23 protein-coding genes are annotated in these 26,900 nt (G+C 67.5%); 10 read left to right on the top strand and 13 right to left on the bottom strand.

Annotation, left to right across the window (positions count from 1 at the left end; translation table 11 throughout):
- The first annotated feature begins 345 nt into the window (after positions 1 to 345).
- Positions 346 to 3,204, top strand: coding sequence for a UPF0182 family membrane protein (locus SRU_RS11725; protein WP_011404951.1), 2,859 nt, complete (start codon positions 346 to 348; stop codon positions 3,202 to 3,204).
- 12 nt (positions 3,205 to 3,216) lie between these two features.
- Here the strand turns inward: SRU_RS11725 and SRU_RS11720 are convergent, their stop codons facing one another.
- Entirely contained in the window at positions 3,217 to 3,687 is a 471-nt protein-coding gene (locus SRU_RS11720; protein WP_011404950.1) for a PAS domain-containing protein, read from the bottom strand.
- A 354-nt stretch (positions 3,688 to 4,041) separates the two neighbouring features.
- Here SRU_RS11720 and SRU_RS11715 point away from each other — a divergent pair, with 354 nt between their 5' ends.
- Positions 4,042 to 4,485, top strand: a complete 444-nt coding sequence (locus tag SRU_RS11715) for a hypothetical protein (RefSeq protein WP_011404949.1) — start codon at positions 4,042 to 4,044, stop codon at positions 4,483 to 4,485.
- A 187-nt stretch (positions 4,486 to 4,672) separates the two neighbouring features.
- On the top strand, positions 4,673 to 5,470 hold the full coding sequence (locus SRU_RS11710; protein ID WP_011404948.1) for a TerC family protein: 798 nt from the start codon (positions 4,673 to 4,675) through the stop codon (positions 5,468 to 5,470).
- A 13-nt stretch (positions 5,471 to 5,483) separates the two neighbouring features.
- Here SRU_RS11710 and argH read toward each other — a convergent pair whose 3' ends face one another.
- The 8 genes from argH to argG form a co-directional block, all read right to left on the bottom strand.
- On the bottom strand, positions 5,484 to 6,797 hold the full coding sequence (gene argH / locus SRU_RS11705; protein ID WP_011404947.1) for an argininosuccinate lyase: 1,314 nt from the start codon (positions 6,795 to 6,797) through the stop codon (positions 5,484 to 5,486).
- Positions 6,798 to 6,864: 67 nt separating this feature from the next.
- Positions 6,865 to 7,950, bottom strand: coding sequence for a M20/M25/M40 family metallo-hydrolase (locus SRU_RS11700; protein WP_011404946.1), 1,086 nt, complete (start codon positions 7,948 to 7,950; stop codon positions 6,865 to 6,867).
- Positions 7,951 to 8,084: 134 nt separating this feature from the next.
- The gene (gene argB, locus SRU_RS11695) at positions 8,085 to 8,888 is read right to left on the bottom strand and encodes an acetylglutamate kinase (RefSeq protein ID WP_011404945.1); all 804 of its coding nucleotides are present in this window, start codon (positions 8,886 to 8,888) and stop codon (positions 8,085 to 8,087) included.
- Positions 8,889 to 9,021: 133 nt separating this feature from the next.
- Complete coding sequence (locus tag SRU_RS11690) at positions 9,022 to 10,080, bottom strand: N-acetylornithine carbamoyltransferase (RefSeq protein WP_011404944.1); 1,059 nt, start codon at positions 10,078 to 10,080, stop codon at positions 9,022 to 9,024.
- Between the two features lie 70 nt (positions 10,081 to 10,150).
- Positions 10,151 to 11,338 carry an aspartate aminotransferase family protein gene (locus SRU_RS11685; protein ID WP_011404943.1) on the bottom strand — a complete coding sequence of 396 codons (1,188 nt, stop codon included), beginning with the start codon at positions 11,336 to 11,338 and terminating at the stop codon, positions 10,151 to 10,153.
- 70 nt (positions 11,339 to 11,408) lie between these two features.
- The gene (gene argC / locus SRU_RS11680; protein ID WP_011404942.1) at positions 11,409 to 12,470 is read right to left on the bottom strand and encodes an N-acetyl-gamma-glutamyl-phosphate reductase; all 1,062 of its coding nucleotides are present in this window, start codon (positions 12,468 to 12,470) and stop codon (positions 11,409 to 11,411) included.
- Between the two features lie 150 nt (positions 12,471 to 12,620).
- Positions 12,621 to 13,754 carry a hypothetical protein gene (locus tag SRU_RS11675; protein ID WP_011404941.1) on the bottom strand — a complete coding sequence of 378 codons (1,134 nt, stop codon included), beginning with the start codon at positions 13,752 to 13,754 and terminating at the stop codon, positions 12,621 to 12,623.
- A 53-nt stretch (positions 13,755 to 13,807) separates the two neighbouring features.
- Complete coding sequence (gene argG, locus SRU_RS11670; RefSeq protein ID WP_011404940.1) at positions 13,808 to 15,049, bottom strand: argininosuccinate synthase; 1,242 nt, start codon at positions 15,047 to 15,049, stop codon at positions 13,808 to 13,810.
- Positions 15,050 to 15,696: 647 nt separating this feature from the next.
- On the opposite strand from argG, the gene SRU_RS11665 reads away from it, so the two are divergent.
- Positions 15,697 to 16,302, top strand: a complete 606-nt coding sequence (locus SRU_RS11665; protein WP_013062485.1) for a Uma2 family endonuclease — start codon at positions 15,697 to 15,699, stop codon at positions 16,300 to 16,302.
- 226 nt (positions 16,303 to 16,528) lie between these two features.
- Here the strand turns inward: SRU_RS11665 and SRU_RS11660 are convergent, their stop codons facing one another.
- Together SRU_RS11660 and SRU_RS11655 are read right to left on the bottom strand one after the other, a co-directional pair.
- Entirely contained in the window at positions 16,529 to 17,050 is a 522-nt protein-coding gene (locus SRU_RS11660) for a hypothetical protein (RefSeq protein ID WP_011404938.1), read from the bottom strand.
- An 81-nt stretch (positions 17,051 to 17,131) separates the two neighbouring features.
- A complete protein-coding gene (locus SRU_RS11655) occupies positions 17,132 to 18,487 on the bottom strand; it encodes an NAD(P)/FAD-dependent oxidoreductase (protein WP_011404937.1) in 1,356 nt (451 codons plus the stop codon).
- 437 nt (positions 18,488 to 18,924) lie between these two features.
- Between SRU_RS11655 and SRU_RS11650 the strand changes: the two genes are divergently transcribed.
- Positions 18,925 to 19,893 carry a Brp/Blh family beta-carotene 15,15'-dioxygenase gene (locus tag SRU_RS11650; RefSeq protein ID WP_011404936.1) on the top strand — a complete coding sequence of 323 codons (969 nt, stop codon included), beginning with the start codon at positions 18,925 to 18,927 and terminating at the stop codon, positions 19,891 to 19,893.
- 86 nt (positions 19,894 to 19,979) lie between these two features.
- Here the strand turns inward: SRU_RS11650 and SRU_RS11645 are convergent, their stop codons facing one another.
- The gene (locus SRU_RS11645; protein ID WP_011404935.1) at positions 19,980 to 20,519 is read right to left on the bottom strand and encodes a fasciclin domain-containing protein; all 540 of its coding nucleotides are present in this window, start codon (positions 20,517 to 20,519) and stop codon (positions 19,980 to 19,982) included.
- Positions 20,520 to 20,783: 264 nt separating this feature from the next.
- Here SRU_RS11645 and SRU_RS11640 point away from each other — a divergent pair, with 264 nt between their 5' ends.
- The 5 genes from SRU_RS11640 (at position 20,784) to SRU_RS11620 (ending at position 26,059) form a co-directional block, all read left to right on the top strand.
- On the top strand, positions 20,784 to 21,269 hold the full coding sequence (locus SRU_RS11640) for an FKBP-type peptidyl-prolyl cis-trans isomerase (RefSeq protein WP_011404934.1): 486 nt from the start codon (positions 20,784 to 20,786) through the stop codon (positions 21,267 to 21,269).
- Between the two features lie 357 nt (positions 21,270 to 21,626).
- On the top strand, positions 21,627 to 22,736 hold the full coding sequence (gene serC / locus SRU_RS11635) for a 3-phosphoserine/phosphohydroxythreonine transaminase (RefSeq protein ID WP_011404933.1): 1,110 nt from the start codon (positions 21,627 to 21,629) through the stop codon (positions 22,734 to 22,736).
- 95 nt (positions 22,737 to 22,831) lie between these two features.
- The gene (locus SRU_RS11630) at positions 22,832 to 23,989 is read left to right on the top strand and encodes a Re/Si-specific NAD(P)(+) transhydrogenase subunit alpha (RefSeq protein WP_011404932.1); all 1,158 of its coding nucleotides are present in this window, start codon (positions 22,832 to 22,834) and stop codon (positions 23,987 to 23,989) included.
- 177 nt (positions 23,990 to 24,166) lie between these two features.
- Positions 24,167 to 24,487, top strand: coding sequence for an NAD(P) transhydrogenase subunit alpha (locus SRU_RS11625; RefSeq protein WP_011404931.1), 321 nt, complete (start codon positions 24,167 to 24,169; stop codon positions 24,485 to 24,487).
- Between the two features lie 144 nt (positions 24,488 to 24,631).
- Positions 24,632 to 26,059, top strand: coding sequence for an NAD(P)(+) transhydrogenase (Re/Si-specific) subunit beta (locus SRU_RS11620; protein WP_011404930.1), 1,428 nt, complete (start codon positions 24,632 to 24,634; stop codon positions 26,057 to 26,059).
- A 39-nt stretch (positions 26,060 to 26,098) separates the two neighbouring features.
- Here the strand turns inward: SRU_RS11620 and SRU_RS11615 are convergent, their stop codons facing one another.
- Positions 26,099 to 26,830 (bottom strand): arylesterase, encoded by a 732-nt coding sequence (locus SRU_RS11615; RefSeq protein WP_043552520.1) that lies wholly within the window; start codon positions 26,828 to 26,830, stop codon positions 26,099 to 26,101.
- Positions 26,831 to 26,900: the final 70 nt, after the last annotated feature.

The following is a 26,900-nucleotide window of genomic DNA, read 5'->3' as shown; positions in this document are numbered from 1 at the left end:
TACTCAAAGCCGGGACGTGTAGGCGGTACGCTCCGGTTCTGGAGAAAGCGCCGATGGGCCTTGGGCCTGCATCTTGAAGACCGCATCCGTCACGGCGACCACGAGGAAAGAATGGACGGGGGGCCTGCCTGAGAGGCGGTCCTCGCGTCCCACTGAGGCCGACCGACGGCGTCGCTCTCGGCCGCCAGCGCCGAGGCGTGCGGAATGCGGAGACCAGATGGATCTGGGGCGTCGAATCGAACCCCACTCGTCTGCATGCATTGCACTTGAATCCATCCGTATTGCCGGCCGAAGCGTCTCTCGTCGGCCCAGGCATTTGCGCTCCTCATACTTTCCCGTCGCCTTATGTCGATTCTCCGGTCGAGTCGTCTCCTCCAGATTCTGCTCGGCATTATCGGGGTCGTGTTCACCGTGCTGCTCGTCACCCCGGGCCTGGTCGTCGAGTACTTCTGGTTGAGCGAGCTGGACTACTCGAGCGTGTTCTGGACGATCCGGGGCGCGCAGGTACTGCTGTTCGTGCTCGTCTTTCTGGTCGCGGGGCTGTACTTCGGGGGCAACTTCCGTGTCCTGATCGGCAACATCCCGCCCCTCTGGGCCTCGCGCTGGGCCCAAGAGGGCGAGGCGCCCGAGGTGGGGGGGGAGCCCCTCACCCGCGATCGACTGCAGCGCCTGGGCTACGTCGTCGCGGGCGTGCTCAGCCTGCTCTTCGCCGCCGGGTTCTCGGGGCGGTGGAATGACCTGCTCCGGTTCTGGTACGCGGGGTCCTACGGACAGGCCGATCCCGTCTACGGGGTGGACCTGGCGTTTTACATGCTGGAGCTTCCGTTCCTGCAGTCGCTACAGAGTGCCGTCGTCGGACTGGCCTTCCTCGGCCTCCTGGCCCTCGTAACCGGATACGTCATCGCCGGGCAGATCGGCATCCAGGACGGCGGGTTCGAGGCGGATTCCGGGGCCCTCCGGCACCTTGGGGCGAACCTGATCTTCCTCCTGCTGGGATGGGCATGGGGCTTCTACCTGGACCTGTACGAGCTTCTGCAGGAGGGCGGCGGCGCGGTGTACGGCGCGGGCTACACGGACGTGAACGTCGTGATTCCGGCCCTGTACGTCATGGTCGCCGCCACACTGGTGCTTGCGGGGCTGGTCGGCCTCAACCTGTACCGGCGGCGCCTCCGTCTGCTGGGCATCGGAGGGGCCGGGTACCTCGTCCTCCTGGTCGGTGGGCTCGTGCTGGCGCCGTCGCTCGTGACGCAGCTCACGGTGCTGCCCAGCGAGCTGCAGGTGGAGCGTCCCTACCTGGAAAACAACATTGACATGACCCGCGAGGCGTACGCGCTCGGGGACTTCAAAGAGCGCTCGTACCCGGCCCAGCCGGACCTGCCGGCGGACGCTGTGGAGCAAAACGAGGAGACCATCGACAACGTGCGGCTCTGGGACCCCCGCCTCCTGATCGACACCTACCGCCAGCTCCAGGAGATTCGCCTCTATTACGAGTTTTACAGCGTGGACGTCGACCGCTACATGCTCGACGGCGACTACCGGCAGGTGATGGTGTCGCCCCGCGAGCTCACCCAGCAGTTGCCGGAGGACACCTGGGACAACCGGCACGTCCGCTTCACGCACGGCTACGGCTCGGTCTCCAACCTCGTGGCGCGAGAGGGCTCGGAAGGCAGTCCGGAATTTCTCACGCAGGACATTCCGCCCCAGTCGAAGTACGAGTCGCTCGACGTGGACAACCCGGCGCTCTACTACGGGGAGCGCACGCCCACCTACCGAATCGTGCCCGCGGGCGTCCCGGGCGACTCGTTGGAGCTGGACTACCCCCGCTCCGGCGAAAACAAGTACACCCGGTACGGCGGGGAGGGGGGCGTTTCCGTCGGGAGCTTCTGGAAGCAGCTGCTCTTCTCCTACTACATGGGCGACTTTAACATTCTTCTCACCGACTACATCCAGGACGACAGCCAGATCCAGTTCTGGAATCAGGTGGAAGAGCGAGTGCGTCACGTCGCCCCCTTCCTGAAGCTCGACAAGGACCCCTACCTGGTTCACGGCGACGACCGTCACTACTACATCGCGGACGCCTACACGACCAGCAACTCGTTTCCCTACTCGGAGCCCATTCGGGGGCAGCAGGGCTACCAGGGCACACGCTACATCCGAAACTCGGTGAAGGTCGTGGTGGATGCGTACAACGGGGACGTTTCCCTGTACGTCTCGAACCCGGAGGATCCGATCATCCAGACCTACCAGCGGATCTTCCCGGACCTCTTCCAGCCGCTCGACGCGATGCCGGAGCTGCTGCAGAACCACATCCGGTACCCGCAGGACTTTTTTGAGATCCAGATGGAGCGGTACCGGCGCTACCACCAGACGCAGCCGCAGGTGTTCTACAACAACGAGGACCTTTGGACGCGGCCGCAGGAGCAATACGCGAACCAGCAGCGCAAGATGGAGCCGTATTACATCCTCACGGACCTGCCGGGAAAGGACGATGCCGGGCTGGAGTTCATGCTCATGTTGCCGATGACGCCCGACGGGCGTGACAACATGATCGGCTGGGTGGCCGCCCGGTCCGACCCGCCGAACTACGGGGAGGTGGTTGTCTACGAGCTCCCGAAGGACCGGCTCATTCGCGGCCCCAATCAGATTGAGTCGCGCATCGACCAGGACACCGAAATTTCCCAGCAGCTGTCGCTGTGGGACCAGCGGGGATCGAGCGTCATCCGCGGCAACCTGATTGTGGTGCCCATTGAGGAGTCGTTCCTCTACGTCGAGCCGATCTACCTGATCGCCGACGAGATTCAGATTCCGGAGATGCAGCGCGTCATCGCGGCGACCGACCAGGATGTTGCGATGAAGCGGACCCTGCGCCAGTCGCTCAACAGCGTGCTGGGCGAGCAGGTCGTGGAGACGCGCGACCAGGCGTTGGCCCAGATGCAACAGGCGGCACAGACGGCCCAGGCCGCGTCGCCGGAGCAGGTGGAGGGGCTGGAGCGGGCCAAAGAGCTGATTCAGGAGGCGCGAGACGCCCTTCAGGGCGGCGACTTCGCCACCTTCGGCGATCGGTTCGACGAGCTACAGCAGGTGCTCAACGATGTGCCGCTCCCCGACACCACCGGCACCGTTCCGCCCCCGACGTCCTCCGACACGACCGGCACCATGACGGCCCCGACGGGGGACGTGTCGGAGGTGACCGGCGGGTCGTAGGGCCACTCCGCCTCACCGCTTCTGAATCAGGATCCAGTTGTTCTCCGCCTCGTCGCGGTAGAGCCGCACGTCGACGAGGGTGGGGCGCATCTGGTAGGTGAACGTGTACGTGAAGTACTCGTCGAGCCCCCCCTCCCGAACCCCGTCCTTGAAGCGGCCGAAGAACAGCGGGTTGTTGCTGCACGGCGCCAGCTCCGTGAAGAAGTTGGCCCCGACGGCGTCTGCCGGATCGATGCCGCTTAGGTTCGACTCGTAGCGGTTGTAGAACTGCACGACCCCCGCGTCGTCAATCTGAATGATGCCGAACGGGGCCGCATTTAGCTCGTCCTCGTCGACGTGACGCAGCTCCTCCCCCACCCCCTCGTCGTCGAACGCGAGGTCCGTTGCCGGCGGCTCAGGCTCGTCGGCGTCGCCCGAGTCGCCGGGGGCGGAGTCCGGGTCGTCTTCACGCAGGTACGAGTACGGATTCTGAGAGTCAGCCATGAGGACGGACGCAGTGAAGAGACGGGCGATCAGGACGCGACCACGGTCACGCCTGTGAGCAACCGAGGCCCGGAGGCCTCAGCATGCGGATTCTCAACCTCAGTGCGGTACTCTCGTATTCGTCATGCGGGGCATCGATCCGTCGTGTCGGACATCGGGCTTGCTTTGGGGGCCGGAATTGGATGTAACCAAGTCGCTATGAACAAGAGCGAGAATAAGTGCCAAGAATCCTCGGTTGATGCCTTCTATACCATCTCACTGGAGTCCCCAATCTATGCATTGGAAGTGACTTTTCGAAGTCGCCACTGAGGTGGGAGCGCGCAACGGTTGTCGTCGAATCTGAGGCAGAGGCGAATGGCACAAGACGTAGGTGAGTCGACAGGCGTCGACTCTGAATTTGAAAAACTCAAACAGCGTGTCAGGACAGACCTGCGCGATCCACTAGAAGAGCAGTGGACGGAGGTGCTGGAGCAGTGGCCGGAGGCGTCTCCCTCTGAGCGTCAGGCCGTGCGCCAGTACGTAACTGAACTCCGCGATCGGGTGCTCAACAGCCTGCTGGCGGCCGACACCGCCGACGAACTCAAGCGGGGGCTCGCCCTCGGGTACGCCGAGATGAAATGTCACTGGACAATGCTTAACACGCGCATACAGCATCAGACGGCGCAAAATGGCCGTCCCGACGAGCCGCTCATCTATCGTGCGACCTGCGTGAGCCTCATCGTGCAGACCCTGGAACCGCTTCTCAGCCGGGAGCACGTGCAGAACCTTGCGTCCTTTTTGGCCGAGCCGCTCAGCTGACCGAACCGGCAGGCCACCGGCTCCATCGAAGATTTTGGGAGAATCTGGTTCAGATCCGCTCCGTCGAGGGGGCGCCCGTTGCGAAGCGGGGGCGCCCTTTTCTACATTCTGCGCCGTTGTAGCCCCCTCGAACCCGAGTGGGGGCGTGTGTACCCTCGACGCAGATTTGACACAACACCTCAGCCCCATGGAGTGGATTGCCTCCCCCGAAGCGTGGATCGCGCTCGGTACACTGACGGTCCTTGAGATCGTCCTGGGCATCGACAACATCGTGTTCATCTCAATCCTGTCGAACAAGCTGCCGGCGAAGCAGCAGCCGCTCGCGCGGCGTGTGGGGCTGGGACTGGCCCTCGCCGGGCGCATCGTGCTTCTGCTCTCGATCAGCTGGGTGATGTCCCTCACCGCGCCGCTCTTTTCGGTGCTAGCACACGCCTTCAGCGGGCGCGACCTGATTCTGCTGATCGGCGGGTTCTTTCTCATCGGCAAGGCGACGACGGAGATCCACGACAAACTGGAAGGGGAAGACGGCGAGACGGAGGCCCAGGCCGAGGTGACCTTCACGAGCGTCATCGCCCAAATCTTTCTGCTCGACCTCGTCTTCTCCCTCGACTCCGTGATCACGGCGGTGGGGATGGCCGAGCACGTCGAGGTTATGATCACCGCCGTGACCATTGCCATCTTCATTATGATGGCCTCGGCGGAGACGATCTCGTCCTTCATCCAGGCGCACCCCACTCTGAAGATGTTGGCGCTGAGCTTCCTGCTGCTGATCGGGGTCACGCTCGTGGCGGAGGGGCTGGGGCAGCACATTCCGAAGGGCTACATCTACTCGGCGATGGCCTTCTCGGTGCTGGTGGAGGTGCTCAACCTGAGCGCCGTCCGGGAGGGTGATGAGAAAGAAAAGGTGGACGAGCCCGTCCGCCTCCACCGGCCCCGGCTGCGGCGGGCGGTGGAGCGTGCGGTGGAGAGAGAGGGCTCCTCGTAGGGGGGCGGAGAGGCTACGGCGTCACGACCCAGTCGCCGTGGGCGTCGAGCCGGCTCCGGACGCGGTCGGGCCGCTCCTGGCCGGGCGTTCCGTCGGTCTCGTACGCGTCGAGAACGGCACCGGGATCGACAGGGCCCGGCTCCGCATCCGCGGCCTGCTGGTAGGCAGAGCGGAAGGGCACGCCCTCGGCAACCCGCTCCAGCGCCCGCTGGGTAGCGAGAATGTCAGGGGCACACGCGGCCCGCGTCCGTTCGGGATTGAACGTGACGCCCCGCACCACTTCGGCGAGCGCGGTGAGGACGTCGGATGTCATCTCCACGCTGCGCAGGACCGCCGCTTTCGTGAGCTGGAGGTCACGGTGGTAGCCGCCCGGCAGGTTCGACGGGCCGGTGGCGAGGGATTGCATCTGGGCGGCGAGGCGGTGGTGGTAGGCCCGCGCCAGCTCCAGCACGTCCGGGTTCTGCTTCTGCGGCATGATGCTGCTGCCGGTGCAGTGCTCCGGCGGCAGGTCCACGAAGTCGAACTCGGCGGTGGCGAAGAGGACGAGGTCGGACGCCAGGCGGTTGCAGGTGGCACCGACCTGCGTGCAGGCGTGGCCCACGGCGAGTGCGTGCTTGCCCCGGCTCAGCTGCACGGCCGTGGCGTGGGTCTGCACGGCGCGGAAGCCGAGGCGGTCGGCCACGGCCTCGCGCGGCAGGTCGATCACGGGCACGCCGTAGCCCGCGGCGCTGCCGAGGGGGGACACGTTAATCCGGCGGCGGGCATGGCGGAGGGCATCGAGGTCGCCCGCCAGCGTCTCCGCGTACCCCAGGGTCCAGAGGGCGGCGGTGGACGGCATGGCCCGCTGCAGGTGGGTGTAGCCCGGCATGAGAACGTCCGGGTGTCGGGTCGCGAGCTCGCACAGCGCGTCGGCGAGGGCGGCGGCCCGGCCCCCGATCGCGGCGAGGGCGTCGCGGAGGTAGAGCCGGAGCGCCGCGAGCACCTGGTCGTTGCGGGAGCGCCCCGTGTGCAGCTTTTCGCCGGCCGCCCCGGCGCGCTCGGTCACGAACCGCTCGATCACGGTGTGGCAGTCCTCGTCCTCGGGCGTCACGGTCACGTCGCCCGCCTCAAACGCGTCGAGCAGGGCGTCTAGGGCGTCGCCGATCCGCGTCCACTCCGTTTCCGAAAGCACGTCGATCTGGCGGAGGCCCCAGGCGTGGGCGCGGCTCGCCCGCACGTCGTAGGGCAGCAGCAGGCGGTCCCATTCGTAGTCGTCCCCGACCGTGAAGCGGTGGGCCCAGTCGTCGGTCGCGGGCGTGGCGTCTTTTTGCCAGAGAGGGGCAGTCATTTGGGGTGTGGGGGTGTGAGAGTGGAGAGGGTGGGGGACTGTGTTTCCGGGGGCCTCCCGTTCGGCCCTACGCGGCCCGCGAAAAGTAGGCCCGGATTAGGTCCCGATAGACGGTGACGGCCCGTTTCACCTCGTTCACGTCGATCCGCTCTTCGGCGGTGTGGGAGCGGTTGCTGGGGCCCGGTCCCATCTTGACGGTGGGCACATCGTGGAGGAAGACCCAATCCGAGGAGGTCGGGGAGCCGAAGGGCTCGGCGTCGGGGCAGGCGGCCCGGGCGGCCCGGACGATCCGCGCGTCCTCGGGTGTGGCGCAGGGCACGAGGCGGTCGCTGTAGACCTCCACGTCCGCGTCTACCGCTTCGGATACCAGCCCCGCAATCTCGTCGTGCGTGTAGGCGGGCGTGGTGCGGAGGTCAACGGTGAAGACGCAGTGCTCGGGCACCACGTTGTGCGCCTCGCCGCCCTCGATGGTGGTGACGGTTGCGGTCGGCGCACCGAGGTGCGGGTCCGCCCGGTCGAGGGAAAGATCCTCGAGCTGTCGAATCGCCGTCATCGCCGCGGGGATCGCATTGTCGCCGAGGTGCGACCGTCCGGCGTGTGCGGCCGTCCCCCGGGCGTGGATCTTCAGGATGAGAAGGCCCTTCTGGGCGACGCAGGGGCGGAGCGTGGTGGGCTCCCCGACAACGGCGGCGGACAGGGACGGAAGGTTGGGACGCAGGTCCTGCAGCCCGTTCTTCGTGCCCCCGGACTCCTCGTGGGTCGTGAGGCCGACCAGGAGCCGGCCATTGGTCGGGGCCCAGCCGTCCGCCGCCAGGGAGAGCAGCGCCGTCGTCATCGCGGCGCCGCTGGCCTTCGCGTCCACGGCGCCCCGGCCGTAGAGGACGCCGTCTGTCTCGACCGGCTCGAACGGGTCGTACGGATGGTCGTCGGAGGGCGGCACGACGTCGAGGTGCGAGTTGAGGAGCAGCGTGTCGTCGCCCTCGCCGATCCCAAACGCCACGTTGTCCTCGTGCCGGAGCACATCGACCCCGGCGCGGCGGACGTGCTGCTCTACGAAGCCGGCGATCGCCGCCTCCTCGCCCGTGAGGGAGGGGATGCGAACGAGGGCCTTGAGGAAGTCGACGGCGGCTGTGTTCGTCGAAGGGAGTGCCATTGCATCCGGGAAGTCGGTTGATGTATCACGTCGTTGCCCGATTCTCGCCTCTCGAAACGTGAAACGCATGTCGTGGGGAGCAGAGACACCGGGCACGATTCACGCATCACAATTCACGCATCACAATTCACGCATCACGCCTCCAGTACGACCTCCGTGGCCTGCGACCGAGCCAGGAGGTCGCCCGGGCCGCAGATATACACTGCGCCAACGGAACCGTCGAGGGCGTCGAGCGCCGTTTCGACCTTGACGCGCATGCCGCCTGCGATCCACCCCTCCGCGATTCCCTGCCGGGCGGTGCCCGGGGGACAGGTGGCCAGGCGAGACGCGGGATTCTCGGCGTCCCGGCGCACGGCCCCCGCCTCGGTGACGTAGAGCAACGGGTCGGCCGCGAGGGCCTCGGCCAGCGCACGGGCAACCGTGTCGGCGTTCACGTTGTAGACCTGCCCCTCGTCGTCAATGCCGAGGGGGGCCACGACGGGCACCAGCGACCGGGCCATCAATCCCTCCAGAAGGGAGGGGTCGACGTGCTCGATGTCGCCGACCCATCCGAAGTCGACGGTCCGCCCGTCGACGTCCCACGCCGGGCGTTTGGACACCTGGACCAGGGTGGCGTCGGCCCCCGACACCCCTACCGCGGTGAGGTCGTGCTGCTGGGCCTCCGACACGAGGGTCGTGTTGAGCGAGCCCCGAATGGCCCACTGCGCGATCTTGAGGTCGAGGTCGGTCGTGATGCGACGGCCCTGGACCCGCTCCGGCGTGTGGCCGAGCCGGTCCGCGAGGGCCGTCATCTGCGTGCCGCCGCCGTGGACGAGCACCACCGGGGCGTCCTCGTGCAGCGCCTGGACACTGGGCCAGAGGTCGGCCAGTGCGTTCGGCTCGTCGAGGAGCGATCCGCTGATCTTGATTACCGTCGGCGCTTTCGTCTTACTGGTCATCAGGATTGATACTGCTTCGCGTCGTTTAAGTAGCAAGAAGAGAGCACGGAAGCGTGGGGGCGCGGGGGATTGGGGTCTTTTCCAAGAGTGTAGAGGAGTACGCCCATGCTCCCGCGCTCTCATTCCCCCGCGCTCAGAGGCTCCACACGTACTGGAGAAGCGCCTTCTGCGCGTGGAGGCGGTATTCGGCCTGATCGAGGTGGGCGGCGTGCGGCCCATCGAGCACCGCGTCGTCCACCACCACGTTGCGGCGGACGGGGAGGCAGTGCAGGAACGCGCCGTTTCGGGTGCGTGCCATCAGGTCCGCGGTGATGCGCCAGTCGGAACGGGCCGCCCGGGCCTCGGACTCGGCCTTCGGGTTCTCGTACACGAGCGGGCCGCCCCACGACTTGGCGTAGACCACGTCGGCCCCCTCCGCCGCGGCCGCCTGGTCGCTCGTCGCCGAGACCGATCCGCCCTGCGTCTCGGCCAGCGCCTCCGCCTCGGCCATCACCCCCGGGTCGAGGGCATGCGTGTCGGGGCGGGCCACGGTCACGTCCATCCCGCAGCGGGCCGCCGTGCGGAGCGCCGTGTTCGGCACGGCCATCGGCAGGGGCTTCGGGTGCGGCGCCCACGAGAGGACGAAGGTTTTGTCCGCAAGGGCGTCCCCGTACCGCTCGGTGAGCAGGGCCGCGTCGGCGAGGCCCTGACACGGATGCGCCCAGGCGGACTCCAGGTTGATGACCGGCACCGTCGCGTGCTCGGCGACAGTGCGGATGAGCGTGTCCTGTGCGTCGGCGCCGTAATCGGTGCCGGACGCGAAGACGCGGACGCCCAGGGCGTCGTGGTAGCGCGACAGCACGCCGATTGCCTCCCGCACGTGCTCGGCCGCCTCGCCGTCCATCACGGCGCCCAGCTCCCATTCGAGGGCCCAGCTCCCGTTGCCCGGCACCAGGGTCGTGTGGCGGGCCCCCAGGTGCGCGGCGGCGCCCTCCATCGAGGTGCGGGTGCGGAGCGAGGGGTTCATGAAGACGAGCCCGAGGGACGAGCCCGAAGCGGCCCCGGCGTGCAGGGTGCCGTCGTGTCGATGCTGCACGGCGGTGTGACGGAGCGCGTCCCAGGTGGCGTCCGAAACCGCGTCGACGCGGAGGATGTGCTGCAGGTCGTCCGTGCTGGAGGAGGACGAGGTTGTGGGGGACGGAGACGTTGGCATTGTTGTGGAGGAGATCAATCGCAGGGAGAAAGGGGAAATCGGCGGGTTTCCACGCGTCGGAGTCGTCACGTCAGTGTGCTCTGGCAGGGGCCGAGGTGGCGTCGAGGGCGGCGTGGAGCGCCTCCGCGAAGGCGGTCACGTCGTCGTCCGAGACGACGAGCGGGGGCATCAGGCGCATCACGTAGGGGTCCGACGAGCCGCCGACGAGCACATTCTGGTCGCGAAGCGCATCGATCACGGGCTCGGCCGGCCGGTTCAGCTTGAGCCCCATCAGGCAGCCGCGCCCGCGCACTTCCTCGACGACCGGCCCCACGGCCTCGGCCACCTGTGTGTGGATGTCGGTCGCCCGGCCCATCAGGTCGTCCTCCACCAGCGTCCGGAGGGTGGCCTCCACGGCCGCCATCGCGAGCATCCCCCCGCCGAACGTGGAGCCCTGGTCGCCGGGGTCCACGGCTGCGGCCACGGCGTCGTCCACGAGCACGGCACTCACCGGCACCCCGGCCCCGAGGCTCTTGGCGAGGGCAATGAGATCCGGCGTGGCGCCGAGGGGGGCGCTCATGGAAAACGTGCCGGTCCGCCCCACGCCCGTCTGCACCTCGTCGAAAATCAGAAGCGTGCCGGTCGCGTCGCAGAGGGCACGGAGGCCCTGCACGTAGTCGGCGGGCATCGCCCGCATGCCGGCGATGCTCTGGATCGGCTCCAGGAGGACGGCCGCAATCTCCTCAGAGGACAGCACCGCCTCCGCGGCGTCGAGGTCGCCCACCGGGACCCAGGTCGTCTCCGGAAGCACGTCCGTGTAGGGGGCGCGGTACGTCTCGTCGTGCGTGGTGGCGAGGCTGCCGAGGGTGCGTCCGTGCCAGCCCTGCTCCATCGCCACGACGCCGGACCGTCCCGTGTACGTCCGGGCCAGCTTCAGGGCCGTCTCGTTGGCCTCCGAGCCGGAGTTGGCGAAGAAGACGTTGCCGAGGCCGTCGGGGGCCAGGTCCGCCAGCCGCCGGGCGGCCCGGGCGCGGACCGGGCTGTGCGCGACGTTCGAGTAGAAGATGAGCTGCTCGGCCTGGGCCTGCACGGCCGCCACGACGTTCGGGTGGCAGTGGCCGAGCAGCGACACGCAGTGCCCCCCGTAGAAGTCGAGGTACCGGGTGCCCTCGGCGTCCCACACGTAGGGCCCCTCCCCCCGCACGAGCGCCATCGGCATCTTGTCGTACGTCGGGATCTCGAGTTGCTGCTCGATGTCGATAGTCTCGGCGGTGGTCATTTGGCGTGCTAGTTACGGGTGGAAGAGATATGAGACCGCGGACCGCCGTCGGCCGTCCGCGGTCGTTCTGTCAAGTGGAGACTGACACGGGCGAAGTAAGCAGTCCCGCCGTCTCCGGCAGTCCCAGCATGCGATTGAGGTTCTGGACGGCCTGGCTCGCGGCGCCCTTCAGCAGGTTGTCGAGGGCAAAGCCGACGACGAGGGTCGAGCCGTCCGTTTTCCACCCGAGGTCGCAGAACGGGGTGCCCACTGCGGGCTGGAGCGAAGGCAGTCTGTCTGACGAGCAGCGGACGCACGGCGCGCCGGCGTACGCCTCTTCGTACCACGAAGATACCGTGTTCGGATCGGTCGCCTTCGGCCACTCGATCTGCGCCGTGCCCCAGATGCCGCGCGTCCACGGGCCGGAAGCGGGCACGAAATCGAGCGACACGTGGGTGCCGAGCGTCTGCCGGATTTCGGGGCGGTGCTGGTGGCCCAGCACCTTGTAGGGCCGCACGTTGCCGTCGCGGTCGGGGAAGTGGGTGGCCGACGAGGGCGTGGCGCCCGACCCGGACGCGCCGGTGAGCGCCGTGACGTGGGCGGTGAAGGGGACGTCCTGCTGCGCGAGCGGCGCCAGCGTCAGTGTGATGCCGGTGGCGTAGCAGCCGGGCGTGGCCACGAGCGACGCCCCCCCGATCTCGTCGCTCCACTCCGGCAGGCCGTACACGGCGTCGGCCAGCAGGCCGGGGGCCGGGTGCGCTGTGTCGAACCACTCGGGGTAGACCGCCGGGTCCCGGAACCGAAAGTCGGCGCTCAGGTCGATGATGGGACCGTCGAAGCCGTCTTCCAGGATGCCGGGCACCACCTGCATGCTCCGGCCGTGCTCCGCCGCCACGAGAAGGGCGTCGAGCGAACCGAAGGCAATCTCGTCCGGAGCGGTGAACGTATGATCGACCTGCCCGCGGAGGGACGGATGCGCTGCGCCGACGGGCTGATCGGCGAACGTCCGGCTGGTTACCGTGTGGAGGGCGGCGGCGGGGTGCGCGGCGAGCAGGCGAATCAGTGCGCCGCCCACGTAGCCGGCCCCGTGGAGAACTCCGATGTGGGAAACCGCTGTTGGGGACGCCGAAAACGAGTGCGCAGGTTGTGGCATGGGATGCAGTAAAATTGAGGAGGGGGGAGGCGTGAAATGTGAGGCGTGGAACGTGAGGCGTGGAACGTGAGGCGAGAGCTCAGCTGCCAGTGCATCACTCTTCACGCACCACTCTTCACGCACCACTCTTCACGCACCACGAATCGCGCGTCATTCCGCCGCGACTGCGAGTTGTTCGTCGGACGACGGCGGTGCTGCGGGGGCCGTCGCTTCGATTTCCTCCGGAAAAGCCGACGCCGGGAGCGCGTCCACGACCTCGTCCACGAGCGCGGTGCCCTGCCGGAGGGCGTTGAGAGCGGTGACGCCGAGCCGCTGTGTGATGTAGCGGCGCCCCACGTCGTTGTCGGTGACGGGGCCGGTGAGTGCGGTGATGTCGGCGTGGTACCGCTCGCGGAAGGTGCGCTCGGCGGCCCACGCCCCGGCCAGGTCGGTGGCCGCCACCACGTGCGCCTCGATGAAGGACTGCAGTTCCATGTCCGTCAAGAGGTCGTCGACGCCGTAGTAGCCGACGAATCCGTCGCCCATCTCCGCCACGATCACGTCCAGGTCCTCCGTCTCATTGAGGTGATGGATCACGCCCTTCGCGATGGGGGTGATCGCGTCCTCCACGGTGCAGGCAATCCCCGCGTCGGTGAAGGTGGAGACGGCCGTGGCCCCGTGCGCCTGCATCCGGCGCACGTCGCGCATGAGCGACGCCCCCGTCAGCTTGGCGGCGCCCACCCGAAGCCCGCGCGCCGACAGCCCCTCCACGATCCGGCAGGCGGCTTCGGTCTTGCCCGTCTCCATGGCCGTGCCGCTGACCGTGACGAGCGGGACCGACGTCGCCAGGCGGTGCCGCATCTCCAGGGCGTCCTCCTGGATCCGGGCGTGCGTCCACTGGTCGTTCCGCTTGACCATCACGGCGCCGAGCACCTCCACCGGCAGGGCCGGCCCAAGGTTGGGGTGGGCTGCGGTGCACTCGCCGATGAGCCCGCCCAGGTTGAGCACGTGCAGCGTATCGCCGGGGGCAATGTGGCGGGGGACCCGTCCGCTATACCCTTTGAGCGCCTGCCGCCCGCCGAGCGTCCCCACGAGCACGTCGCCCTCCCGGATGTGGCGGAAGGCGCCGTCGCTGCACTCGACCTCGTCGTACTGGTCCTTCTCGTCGAGCGCGCGCACCACGACCACGTAGCCGTGCTGGGCCACGACATAAGGGGAGAGCGTGATCGGCGACTCGATGTCGCAGTGTGCGGTGCTAGAGGCAATCTTGTCGACGGGACCCGTCTGGAAGGCGTCGTCGGTCATGGGCGTGGGGGATGGGAGTGGAGAGGGCGGGGGCAGAGGGGACGGGAGATGTGCTATCCCGTGGTCGATTCGGCGATCATCGGCTCGGAGCCCGGGGGATCCGTGTCGGCGCGGGCCTTTTTGGCGAGGAGGGAGGGAATGGCAGCGAGCGTGGTGTAGCCCTCCGCGTCCCGACCGTCCCACAGCGCATTTTCCTCGCCGTAGGTGGCCGTACCGGCGTCGAACAGGGAGTGGGGGCTGTCGACGCCCTGCACCGTGGCGCGGCCCTTGAAGAGCTTCACCGTGACGGTGCCGGCGACGACGTCCTGACTGTGGTCGAGGAACGCCTCCACGTCCCGCATCACCGGATCGAAATACTGTCCCTCGTGAAGCAGGCGGCCGTACACGTCGCCGAGGGTGTGCTTCTGCACCTGCTGCTGCTCCGAGAGCACGACCTTTTCGAGCTCGCGGTGGGTCGTAATCAGGATCTGGGCCGCGGGCGCCTCGACCCCAATCCGCCCCTTGATGCCGAGGATGGTGTCCCCCACGTGGACATCCCGCCCCACGCCATGCCGTCCGCCGACCTCGTTGAGCGTCTCGACGACCTCGACCCCCGAGAGGGACGCGTCGTCGACGGCCACGGGGAGCCCGTTCGCAAACGTGATCGTGAGGGTGCGCGGCGCGTCCGGCGCGTCGGCGGGGGCCGTCGTGTCCGGGTAGGCGTCCGTCGGCAGCGAAGCCTTCGCCGTGAGCGTCTCCTTGCCGCCGATCGTGGTGCCCCAGAGGCCCCGGTTGATGGAGTAGTCGGTCGTGTCGTCCGGCACCGAAAAGCCGCGCGCCTCGAGGTAGGCCGTCGAGGCATCCCGGCTTAGGCCGAGCTCGCGAATCGGGGCAATCACGTCGAGGTCGTCGCCCACCAGCTGCAGGGCCACGTCGAACCGCACCTGGTCGTTGCCGGCCCCGGTGGAGCCGTGGGCGACCGTAGAGGCCCCGACCGCCTGTGCCACCTCCGCCACGGCCCGCGCCTGCACGATGCGCTCCGGCCCCACGCACAGCGGGTAGACGCCGCCCTTCAGGACATTCCCCTTGATCAGGTAGCTCAGGTGATCCTCGTAGAGCGGCGCCCGCCCGTCGATGAGGTGGTGCCGGTCCGCACCGAGGTGCCGGGCTCGGGCCTCGATCGCCGTGCGGTCGTCGTCGGTGAGGCCGCCGGTGTCGACCGTGACGGTGTGAACCGGGGCGTCGTGGGTCGCTTGCAGGTACGGAACGCAGAAGGAGGTGTCGAGGCCTCCACTGAAGGCGAGAACGATGGCCATGGGAAGACAAAAATCGGGGGGAAACACAAAAAAGGCGCTGGCTCGTGAGAACCAGCGCCTTTGCAGAGAAGGCGGCGATGCCGCGTCAAATGGGGGGCTAAGCCTTACTCATCTGACGCCTGGGACGCCGGTCGAGCCGTAGAAGCGATGTGCAGTCGTCGCACACGTCGGGCTCGACGTCGGGTCGTCGGCGCAATGAGGGTCGGCTGGCGTGTCATAATGGTTTTCACGATAGCGGGCGCCTCCGGAACGATCAAGTCGATTGGCGGCGGATTCGGTGATGAACGTGTGAAGGGAAGCGCTTCCGGGCCTCCGGGAAGGGGGCTTGGTCCCTGGAGGAGCCGTTGTCCCTCCCCGCATGTGCCGGCATGAGAGGGTCTATCCCCGCGGGTGCGGGGTCACCCCTAGTATAGTTTGTCAGGAGCCGGGCGCTACGGGCCCGTCGCTCCGTATATCGCCCCGAAAGAGCGACAGTCTGTTGCAGGGCAAGTCATGGTGCATCAACTCGAGGACACATCCTTCCAATTGCAACCCGTCCAGCTGGGCCGTGTGCCTCCCTGAACACAGCGGGTTGAGCTGAACTGATCGCGGCTTCCCCTCGTTGCAGCACGTCCTGTTCCGAACTGTGCCTACAGGACACCGCTCCCATGACTGAACTCGCTTCTCCCGCGGCGACCGACGTTCAGCCGCGTCGGTTCACGTCCGACGAAGTGCAGGCTATGCTCCACGCCGGCATTCTGCACGAGGACGACCCGCTCGAACTCATCGATGGTCAGCTCGTCGTGATGTCTCCGATCAACGATCCGCACATCGTCTGTGTCAATCACCTGAACCGCCTCTTTGTGGAGCGGACCACCCCGGACGTAGTGGTGAGCGTGCAGAATCCCGTTCGGATCGACGAGCACAACGAGCCGGAGCCGGACGTCGTGCTGTCCACGGCGCTCGACGGCGCGCCGCGTCCCGACAACGTGCTGTTGCTGGTCGAGGTGTCCGATACCACACTGACATACGATCGCGACGTGAAGCGACCCCTCTATGCCCGTGCCGGCATTCCGGAAGTGTGGATTGTGGACCTGGACGCCCGGCAGATTGAAGTGCATCGGGAGCCGGATGACGACGTGTACCGCACTCGGCATCTCGCGGGCCTGGACGACACGGTGACCCCGGAGCGCCCGACATCGGTCGGCGACATTCCGGTACGCGACATTCTCGGCGATCTGCCGGAGCCTGAGAGCGACGAAAGTGAGGCGTGACGGGAGGCTATGGCTGTTTCGTCTCCGAGCGCTTCCGGATCGACAAGCAGTAGATCGTCCCTGTCGATCGTCGGAGCCTCCCCCCGGCTGCTCCAGTAGCTCCTCCACGTCATGCGATTCTGTGAGGCCGCGGTGCGTCCGGGTCTATCCCCGCGTGTGCGGAGAAATGCAATCATCAGCGTCGGTCGAGCCGTCCAGTGGCGTGTTTGCGGCGCCGGAGACTGGGTCAGGGCCGCCTCGCCCGGAGCGACCCCGTCACCCGTATCGTCCGCGAAGTCGGGAGGGCGGGGGCCTGCTCGGTCATTTCGAGGGTGAACGTCCCGCCCACGGCCCCACGCCCGGCCCGGGTGATCGAAACGTGGCCCTCCGTGGCCTCGAAGCGCGCATCGGGCAGCGACAGGAACGCGACGAGCCCCGGCAGGCTGTCGGTTCGAGGCGCATTGAGCAGGGCGGCCCGCACCACGTCGTAGCGGCCCGTTGCCGCATCGGGGGCCCCGCCCGTGCCGCGCGGCGTGAACGCCATCGAAAGGCCGGGCCCGTCGCGGGTGCCCAGCTCAAGTCCGACACGGGCGTCGCGTGCCGACCGGAGGACAGCGGGGCCCGCGAGCGTGTCGGTGACGGCCCCCTGGATCTGGAGGCGGTACCGCCCCGCAGCCACACCGAGATCGGAGGCGTCCCCGCAGCCGGACAGCAGGAGGACGAGGCAAAGACCGGCGAGGGAGAGCGGCAGGGCGAGGCAGCGAGGCATGGGGCGGTACAGGCAGCGGAATGGGGCTGGGGCGAAGAGCGACGCCTCCGCCCCAGCGTCGACCCCCCTGCAAACGGACGACTACGGCTGGGGTCCCACCGTCTGGGGGCGTTCCGTGACCTGCTCGCCCTCCGCTTCCCCCTCCATGGGCCCGTCGTCGGAGAGGGGCACCGCGTCGAGGATGAGGCGCGCGCTGCGGTTGTACGTGAAGTAGTTGTAGGCCCAGTTGACGAGGGCGCTGAGGCGGTTGCGGAAGCCCACCAGCTTGGCAATGTGGATGACGACCCAGAGGAACCAGGCCATGAAGCCCCGAAACGCGATGCCCCCGGCAAACTCGGCCACCGCCGCGTTCCGGCCGATCGTGGCCATCTGGCCGAGGTCCCAGTACTCGAACCGCTCCGTGGTGGCGTCGCGGAGGCGGCGCTGAATCTGGTCCGCGGCGTGCCGGCCGCTCTGGATGGCCACCTGCGCGAGCTGGGGCTCGTATCCGTCCTCGCCCTCGATGGCAGCCATGTCACCCACGACGTACACGTCCGGGTGCTCGGGGACCGTCAGGTCCGGGCTCACGACGACCCGATCGGCCCGGTCCTGCTCGGCGTCGAGCAGGTTGGCCACCGGGCTCGCCTTCACGCCGGCCGCCCAGACCAGCGTCTGCGTCGGGAGGACCCGCCCGTCGGCGAGGTGGACCCGGTCGGGGGCGACGCGCTCGACGGCCGTGTTGGTCTGGACGTCCACGCCGCGCGCCTCAAGAACCTGTCGGGTGTAGGCCCGCTGCGGCGCCTTGTAGGGGGGCAGAAGGTCGTCTTCCATCTCCAGAAGAAGGCAGCGGGCCTCCTCGCGCGTATCAAATTGGGCAAAGTCGTCGTTGAGCGTGTCGAAGAGCTCCACGAACGCGCCCGCCATCTCGACGCCCGTTGGGCCTCCGCCCACCACGACAAAGGTAAGGGCGCCCTCTCCGGCGGCCGCCCGCTGCCGGTCGTACCGCTCGAACTGCCGCAGCACGCGGTTGCGCAGGTTGACGGCGTCGGGCACGTTCTTGAGGGGGTAGGCGTGCTCCTCCACGCCGGGAATCCCGAAGTCGGTCGAGACGGCACCCGCCGCCAGGATGAGGTGGTCGTAGGAGAGCGACTGACTGCCGTGCAGGTGCACCTGCTGGCGGGCAGGGTCGATGTCGACCACGGTGCCGAGGCGAAAGTTCACCGTCTCGTTGCCCTGAAAGATGTTGCGCACATTGTGCGCGATGTCGTCCGGCTCCAGCCCCGCCATGGCCACCTCGTAGAGCAGCGGCTGAAACTTGTGGTAGTTGTTGCGGTCGACGAGCGTGACGCGGACCGGGGCGTCGCGCAGCGTTTTGGCGGCCTCCAGGCCCGCAAACCCGGCCCCGACGATGACGACGTGGGGGCGGTCGGACGTGGACGACGGTGTGTCAAACGGCATGGGGAGGGGAGGAGGCGTGGAATGAGGTGCTTGCGCGTAACAACGCTGAACAAATTAGACGCCACGCGGTCGTCGCCTTTCCGTAATATCGCCGCCCAGCGTAAGTTTCTCAGCATCGTCACACCCGGCAGGGGGCAGAAACGGCCGGCCGGCGTGCCGCCGCAGGGACGAGGGGCGATCCTTCCATATGAGGGATTGATTCTTCCATACACCGCGTCTCCCCAAGAAGGGGACAGAACGGGGCGTTTCCTTCGTCTCACCCCCCTCGGTCCCATGGGGCAGGGGCGTCACGTCACGGAGCGCGGAAGGAGAGCGTCCGGGTGTAACAAAATTGTTGGGAACTCCCAGGGCCCACGGAGGCGGCCGTGGACCTCCCCCGTCTCTTCGCTTATACTGTATGCAGTCAAGTTTTTCTACGAAGCCGTCCTGTTTCCACCATGCACAACCCGGTTACCCTTCGCTCGCCGCGCATCTACGGGAGCGTGCTGGCCCTGACGCTACTGGCCGTCGCGGTGGGGGCGTGGGGCAGCGTCTCCCTTGGGCCCTGGGCGCTGGGGGTCCTGTTCGTGGCCGTCGTGCTGACGGGGATGCCGCACGGGGCCATCGATCACCTCGTGGCGGCCCGGCTGTGGGGCCTCGACCCGACGTGGGCCGACCAGGCGAAGTTCTACGGCGGCTACCTCGTCCTGATGGCGCTCTACGGGGCGCTCTGGATTGTGGCCCCGGCCTGGAGCCTCGGTCTCTTTCTGGTCATGACCATGTATCACTTCGGGCAGGCCGACTTGGCCTACTGGCGGCTCCCGCCCCTGTCCGCCCGTCTCCTCTACCTGTCGCGCGGCCTCTTTCTCCTCGGCCTGCCCATCGTGGCCTTTCCGGAGGTCGTCGCGCCCATCTTCGAGGCGATGGGGGGCGTTCAACTGCTCGAGTGGCCGGGGGTGACGACGGCGCCGGGCGCCCTGTTCGCGGGCCTCGTCGCGCAGCACCTGGGGGCGCTCGGAATCGGCAGGCTGGGGGCGGATCCGAGTGTAGACTGGGCCCTCGGGCGGGAGGCGACCAACGTCGCGGTGCTCGCGGCGCTGTTTGGGCTCGTCCACCCGCTCGTGGCCTTTGCGGTCTTCTTCGGGGGGTGGCACGCGCTGGGGCACATCCTGGAGCTCCTCCGCTTCTTCCGGCGGCAGGGGGACGCCATGTCGATGGCCCAGTTCTACCGGGAGGCGTTCCTGTTCACGGCGATTCCCTTCGTCGGACTGGCGGGCCTCTACGCCGCCACCCAGTCGTTCGGGCTGGAGGACCAGATGGTCGCGCTTCTCTTCATCCTGATCGCCATCATGACCCTTCCCCACATGGTGATCGTCGAGAAGATGTACCGGGAGCGGGAGAAGGGCGCCCCCCAGGCCGTCTCCTGATTCCGATCACCGACACCCGATCCCGACAAACAAAAAAGGGCGTGGCACCCGGCCACGCCCTTGGGGACGAGAGAAGAAGGAGGGGACTACATGCCTCCGTCGCTGGCCTCCGGGGGAAGCAGAACGCTATCGATGACGTGGATGACCCCGTTTGACGCTTCGAGGTCGGTCTGCACAACAGTGGCGGTGTTCTGGCCCATCAGGCGGACGGTGCCGTCGTCGACCTGCACCTGAATGGAGCGCCCTTCAAAGGTCGGGACGGCGTCCGCGCCGGTGACGTCCGACGCCATGACCGCGCCACTCACGACGTGGTATCGCAGGATGGCCTGGAGCTGCTCCTTGTTTTCGGGCTGCAGGAGGGACTCAAGCTGCCCGTCGGGCAGCGCCTCAAACGCGGCGTCGGTCGGGGCGAAGACGGTGAACGGCCCCTCGCCCTTCAGGTCCTCCACGAGGTCTGCCGCCTTCAGGGCCTGGGCCAGGGTGTTGAAGCCATCGGCCTGGACGGCCGTATCAACGACGTCCGGCTGGTCGGCGCCCGTGTCGTCCTGCTGGGCGACGGCCGGGCCGGCAAGGAGGGCGAGGCCGAGGCCGAGAAGAAAGACAAAGCGCGATGCGTAGGTGGTCATTGGCTATTTGGAGTAGTTGAAAAGACTTACGGACCAGCCTCAATCCCTAACCCGTGGGAATATTCCCTGGACCGACGGGCCGCCGTCATCCCTTACGAGTTCGTCGCACCTCGGAGACGGGCCGAATTGCGGGCGCTACCGCGCAGGCATGGGCAGGTAAAGAACGCGCGATCTGCCGGGATTCCCGAACACTGGTTTGCACGACGCGTTACACCGTCGTGATTGCTATTACTCATACCCATCGCAACAGACCGATATAGCGTCGTGGCACAAGCGAATACAGGAGACGAGGTCCAGGTCCACTACACCGGAAAACTGGAAGACGGCACGAAGTTCGACGAGTCCGAGGAGGAGCCCCTGAGCTTTACCATTGGGGAGAATCGTGTCATTCCGGGGTTTGAGGAGGCCGTAACGGGCATGGAGCCGGGCGACGAGAAGACCGTAGAGGTGGAGCCGGAACAGGCCTACGGGGAGCACCGCGAAGACATGGTCATGGAGATGGACCACGACCAGATTCCCGACGAGGTGGAGCCGGAGGTTGGTCAGCAGCTTCAGCTGCGACTGGAGAACGGCCAGACCGTCCCGGTGCTCATCACGGCCCTTGGGGAAGACTCGGTGACCATCGACGCGAATCACCCGCTGGCGGGACGCACGCTGATCTTCGACATCGAAGTGATCGACGTTGCCGAAGGCAGTGGCTCGCCCGACGGCGGAGGCGGCGGCGAAGGTGGAAACATCGTCACGCCGTAGTGCGGACGGACCGTCCGGACGCCGCGGACATCGTCCCATTTTCGGATTTTCCGTGCCCCTGCATGGTCGATCTGTGCAGGGGCATTGCTGTGGGAGGCAGCCGGACGGGCGGCGTGAGCCCGGCGCAATGTTCGTGTAACGGCAAGCAGGGTGGGGAGGGCGCAGGTGTCTTTCCCGCGCGCACGTTGCTATCTTAAGTGGACGATATGGAAAAGCCCGACACACCCTGTGCGGGGGATGCTTTGTTGCGCGGCGCCGCCGCATTGTGTGCGTTGCCACTTTGCGTTGCCTCGGGGCGGTAGGGGGCCCTGTCGCCGACCCATTGTGCTTCTCTCCTACTGAATCAACCGTTCGCTCATGTCTACTTCCGACGCTGCGGGGCCCGCCGACCGCAGCCAGCGCCAGTACAACTTTTCGGCCGGGCCGGCCACGCTTCCCGTGGAGGCGTTGCGTGAGGTGAAGGACGAACTGCCCGTGTACGACCACGTGGGGGCCTCGGTGATGGAGATTAGCCACCGATCGCCGGCGTACGACGAGATCGAAGCGTCGGCCCGGGAGCATCTTCGTGCCCTGCTCGACCTGGATGACGACTGGCACATTCTGTTTCTGCAGGGCGGGGCCCGGATGCAATTCTACCAGGTGCCGCTCAACTTTCTGCCCGAGGACGGCGTGGCCGACTACGTCGTGTCGGGGCGGTGGGGCGTGAAGGCCGTCGCCGAGGCCGAACGGGTGGGCGGCGTGAACGTCGCGGCCTCCAGCGAAGACGCGGACTTTTCGTACGTGCCGGACGTGGCGGAATGGGACCTCACCCCGGACGCGTCGTACGTCCACATCACGACCAACGAAACGGTCAATGGCAACCAGATGACCGACGACCCGGTGCTCGACGTGCCCGTCGTCACCGACGCGTCGAGCGAGTTTCTGAGCCGCCCGATGGACCTGGAGGGCTACGGGCTCATCTATGCCGGGGCCCAGAAGAACGTCGGGCCGGCGGGCGTCACCGTCGTCCTCGTGCACGACGACTTTCTGCAGCGTCGCACGCAGCCGCTCCCGACGATGCTCGACTACGGCACCCACGCGGAGCGTCGCTACAACACGCCGCCGGTCTTTGCCATCTACATGGTGGAAAAGGTCTGCCGTTGGCTCCGCAACCAGGGGGGCATCGACGCCATCCACGCCATCAACCGGCGGAAGGCGCGCATGCTCTACGACGCGATCGACGCGACCGACTTCTACCGGGGCACCGTCGACCCGGAGGACCGGTCCACCATGAACGCCACGTTTCGGCTCCATGACTCGGACCTGGAGCCGGTCTTCCTCCAGAAGGCCGAGCAGGAGGGGCTGCTCGGCCTGTCCGGGCACCGCTCCGTGGGCGGGGTGCGCGCGTCCATGTACAACGCCATGCCCGAGGCGGGCGTCCGGCGGCTCGTGCAGTTCATGGAAGAGTTCGAACGGACGCACGGGTAGGGCCGGAACGTTCGGGGCGGGAGAAACAGGACGAGCCCCAGGGACTTGGGGAGAGAACGGTACGAGACGGTCTTTGAATCAACGACCACGGCGCAATGGCTCTCACGATTGGCGTCCCACGCGAAACCGAACCGGGCGAGACCCGCGTCGCCCTGGTCCCCGACGTGGCCGATCGCCTGTTGGCGACGGTGGACGATCTAGACATCCGCGTCGAGGAGGGCGCCGGGCAGGGAGCGTACCACACCGATGCCGACTACGACGCGGCGGGGTGTTTGGTCGTGGGGCGGGACGCGACGTTCGACGCCGACATCATCGCGAAGGTGGCCCCCCCGTCCGACGACGAGGTGGACCGGCTCGGCGAGGGGCAGGTCCTCGTCGGGTTTCTCAGCCCGCTCGAACGCCCGGAGACCGCACAGGCGCTGGCGGACCGGGGCGTGACGGCGCTGGCGATGGAGCTCGTGCCGCGCATCTCGCGGGCGCAGAAGCTCGACGCGCTCTCCGCGATGAGCTCGATCGGGGGGTACCGGGCGGCGATCGGGGCGGCCGAGCGACTGCCCGCGTTCTTCCCGCTGCTCACCACCGCCGCCGGCACGGTGCGCCCGGCCCGGGTGCTCGTGCTTGGGGCCGGCGTGGCGGGCCTGCAGGCGATCGCCACCGCCAAGCGCCTGGGGGCGAAGGTGTTCGGGTACGACATCCGCGAGCCGACCCGGGAGGAGGTCGAAAGCCTCGGCGCGTCCTTCGTGGAGCTGGAGGTGGACATCGAGGCCGACCAGGACGAGAGCGGGTACGCGGAGCAGGTGGAGAAGGAGAAGCAGGAGCGACAGCCCGAGCTCCTGCAGCCCCACCTCGCCGAGGCCGACGTGGTGATCTCCACGGCCCTCATTCCCGGCCAGCCTGCCCCCCTGCTCATCAACGAGGAGGCCGTGGCGGCCATGGATCCCGGGTCGGTGATCGTCGATCTCGCCGCGCCAAACGGGGGGAACTGTGCCCTCACGGAGACCGGAGAAGAGATCGTAGCGCACAACGTCCAGATCTTAGGGCCCACCAACCTGCCCGCCGAAATGCCGGTCCACGCGAGTGAGCTCTACGCCAAGACCGTGGCGGCGATGATTGAGGAGGGGCTGGAGGCGGACGCGTTCGCGCCGGACTTCGACGACGAGATCTTTGCGGAGTCGTGCCTCACGCGCGACGGAACGGTGCAGAACGACCGCGTCCGGGGGCTCCTGGGGACGGCGGAAGAGGCGAAGGCGTGACTCGTGATCCGTGACACGTGGAGAGTGACCCGTGAAGGCGGACGCGTGATGCCTGAGGGCGCCCGCCATGGCGGTCACGCACCACGACTCCCGCACCCCGCGGTGTTCGGACGCACGGCCGGGTCGTATCAAAGCTCTTTCTTCGAGGTCTACACTCCTCCCATCCGATAGACCGCCATGCTCAACAACCTGATTATTTTCGTCCTCGCAGCGTTCCTCGGCACGGAGGTGCTAACCAAGGTGCCGCAAACCCTGCACACCCCGCTCATGTCGGGCGCCAACGCCATCAGCGGCATCACGGTCGTGGGGGCGCTCGTGGCGGCGGGCATGACGACCGGGCCGTGGTCGACCTGGATCGGCTTTGGGGCGCTCGTGGTGGCCACCATCAACGTCGTCGGCGGCTTCCTGGTGACCGACCGCATGCTGAAGATGTTTGGCAAGAAGGAGGCAGCCCCCGCGTCGGTCGGGGCCGGACAGACGAACGGCTCAGCAGACTGAGTGTGTATTGCGTAGTGCGTATTGCGTAGTGCGTATTGCATAGTGCGTAGTTGTACGCTGGAAGCCAAGTGACGAAATACGCAACACGAAATACGAGGGAAAAGTCACCTCTCCCGATAGACTCTCCTCCGTACGGTTTTGCCTATGAAAACTGCGATCATCGACCTCGCGTACCTGCTCTCGGCGGTGCTCTTCGTGTTCGGGCTCAAGCGCATGCAGTCGCCCGTCACCGCCCGCACCGGCAACGCGCTGGCCTCCCTGGGCATGCTCGTCGCCGTCGTCGCGACCCTTTTCCTGCAGGACATTCTGTCGTGGCCCCTGATTCTGGGCGGGCTCGCGCTGGGCGGGCTGATCGGCGTGGCGCTGGCGCGGACGGTCGAAATGACGGCCATGCCGGAGCTGGTGGCTGTGTTCAACGGGTTTGGGGGGCTCGCCTCCGCGCTCGTATCGGGGGCGGAGCTGGCCCAGTATGCGAGCGGGGACGTGTACGGGTTCGGGGCCGTCACGGCGGTGACCATCGCGCTCTCGATCCTCATTGGGACCGTCACCTTTTCGGGAAGCATCATCGCCAACGGCAAGCTGAGCGGCTGGATTACGGGCAGCCCCATCTCCTTTCCCGGCCTGCGGGTGCTGACGGGCCTTCTGCTCGTGGGGGCGGGCGTGGCGTTCGGCGTGATGGTGGCGTACGCGGAGGCCTTTCCCACGCTCGCCCGCCCGATGATCCTCGCGGCCCTCGGCCTCGGGGCGACGGCCCTCTTGCTCGGCGTCCTGCTGGTCATCCCCATCGGGGGGGCCGACATGCCGGTGGTCGTGTCGCTCCTGAACTCGTATTCCGGCCTCGCGGCCGCCGCGGCCGGATTCGTGCTCGACAACACGGCCCTCATCGTGAGCGGGACGCTCGTTGGGGCGGCGGGCATGATCCTGACCGTCCTCATGTGCGAGGCGATGAACCGGTCCCTGGCGAACGTCATGCTCGGCGGCTTCGGCGGGGGCGACGGGCCCGCGGCGGGGCTCGACGTGCCGGAGGGCAAGACGGTAAACGAAACGTCGCCGGACGACACGGCCATCCTCGCCCGCTACGCCGACAGGGTGGTCATCGCGCCGGGCTACGGGCTGGCCGTGGCGCAGGCCCAGCACGAGGTGCGCGAGCTGGCCGACCGGCTGGAGGCGCAGGGCATCGAGGTGAGCTACGCGATTCACCCGGTGGCGGGGCGCATGCCGGGGCACATGAACGTGCTTCTCGCCGAGGCCGACGTCTCCTACGAGAAGCTCTACGAACTGGAGGACATCAACCCCGAGTTCTCGACGACGGACCTCGCCATCGTCGTGGGGGCGAACGACGTCGTCAACCCTGCGGCCCGGGACGACGAAGGCAGCCCGATCTACGGCATGCCGATCCTGAACGTCGACGACGCGGACACGGTCGTCATGATCAAGCGCAGCCTCAGCCCCGGCTACTCCGGCGTGCCCAACGAGCTGTTCTACGCGGAAAACACGAAGATGCTCTTCAGCGACGCGAAGGAGGCGGTCGCCGAAATCACCGACGCGGTGAAGGAGATGGAGGAGGCCTAAGCGTTGAACATTCAACGTGTAACGTTCCATCGGCCCCTCTCACGCTGGGTCCTGGGGGCGCCTCTCTTCCAGGAGGGGCCGGAGGTCGGTCCAGATCTCGTTTGCGATGAGGCGGTGGCCGGCCGCGGTGGGATGGATGCCGTCGTCCTGCATTAGGGAATCGGACCCCGCGATGTCATTGAGGAGGAACGGAATCAGCGTGACGCGGTCGTACGCCTCGGCGACCGCCGGGTAGACCTGGCGGAACTGCCGGGCGTACTCCGGCCCGAGGTTCGGGGGCACCTGCATCCCCGTCAGGAGGACGCGGGCCTCCGGGTACGTGCTCAGGGTCGTGTCGATAATGCCGCGCAGGTTCTTGCGGGTGACGCCCGGGTCGATGCCCCGCAGGCCGTCGTTCCCCCCCAGCTCCAGCACGAGCACGTCCACCGGCCTCTGCAACACCCACCCGATGCGCTGCAGGCCCCCGGCCGTGGTCTCCCCGCTCACCCCCGCGTTTTGAACCTGTACGTCCCACCCGAGGGAGTCGACCTTCTGCTGGAGACGGGCGGGAAACGCCTCCCGGGACGACACGCCGGACCCGGCGGCGATGCTGTTGCCGAGGACCAGCACGCGCGCCTCCGCGTCGGTCGTGTCCGCCGCGCCCGACGCCGGCGGGGACTGGGTCGTGTCGGCCGACGAGGCGGCGGGCGCCGAAGTGGAACGATCTTGCCCGCAGCCCACCAGGCCCAGAACCCCTACGAGCAGAAACAGGTATAGACGGATGGTCGACATACACGCGGCGGGGCAGCGTCGGAAAGAGCGGGGAATCGCTTCGGCTCGCCGAACCGAAACCGACGCAGCA

Source organism: Salinibacter ruber DSM 13855, assembly GCF_000013045.1.
Taxonomy (GTDB): Bacteria; Bacteroidota; Rhodothermia; order Rhodothermales; family Salinibacteraceae; genus Salinibacter; species Salinibacter ruber.
This window is presented reverse-complemented; position numbering and strand designations above follow the sequence as displayed.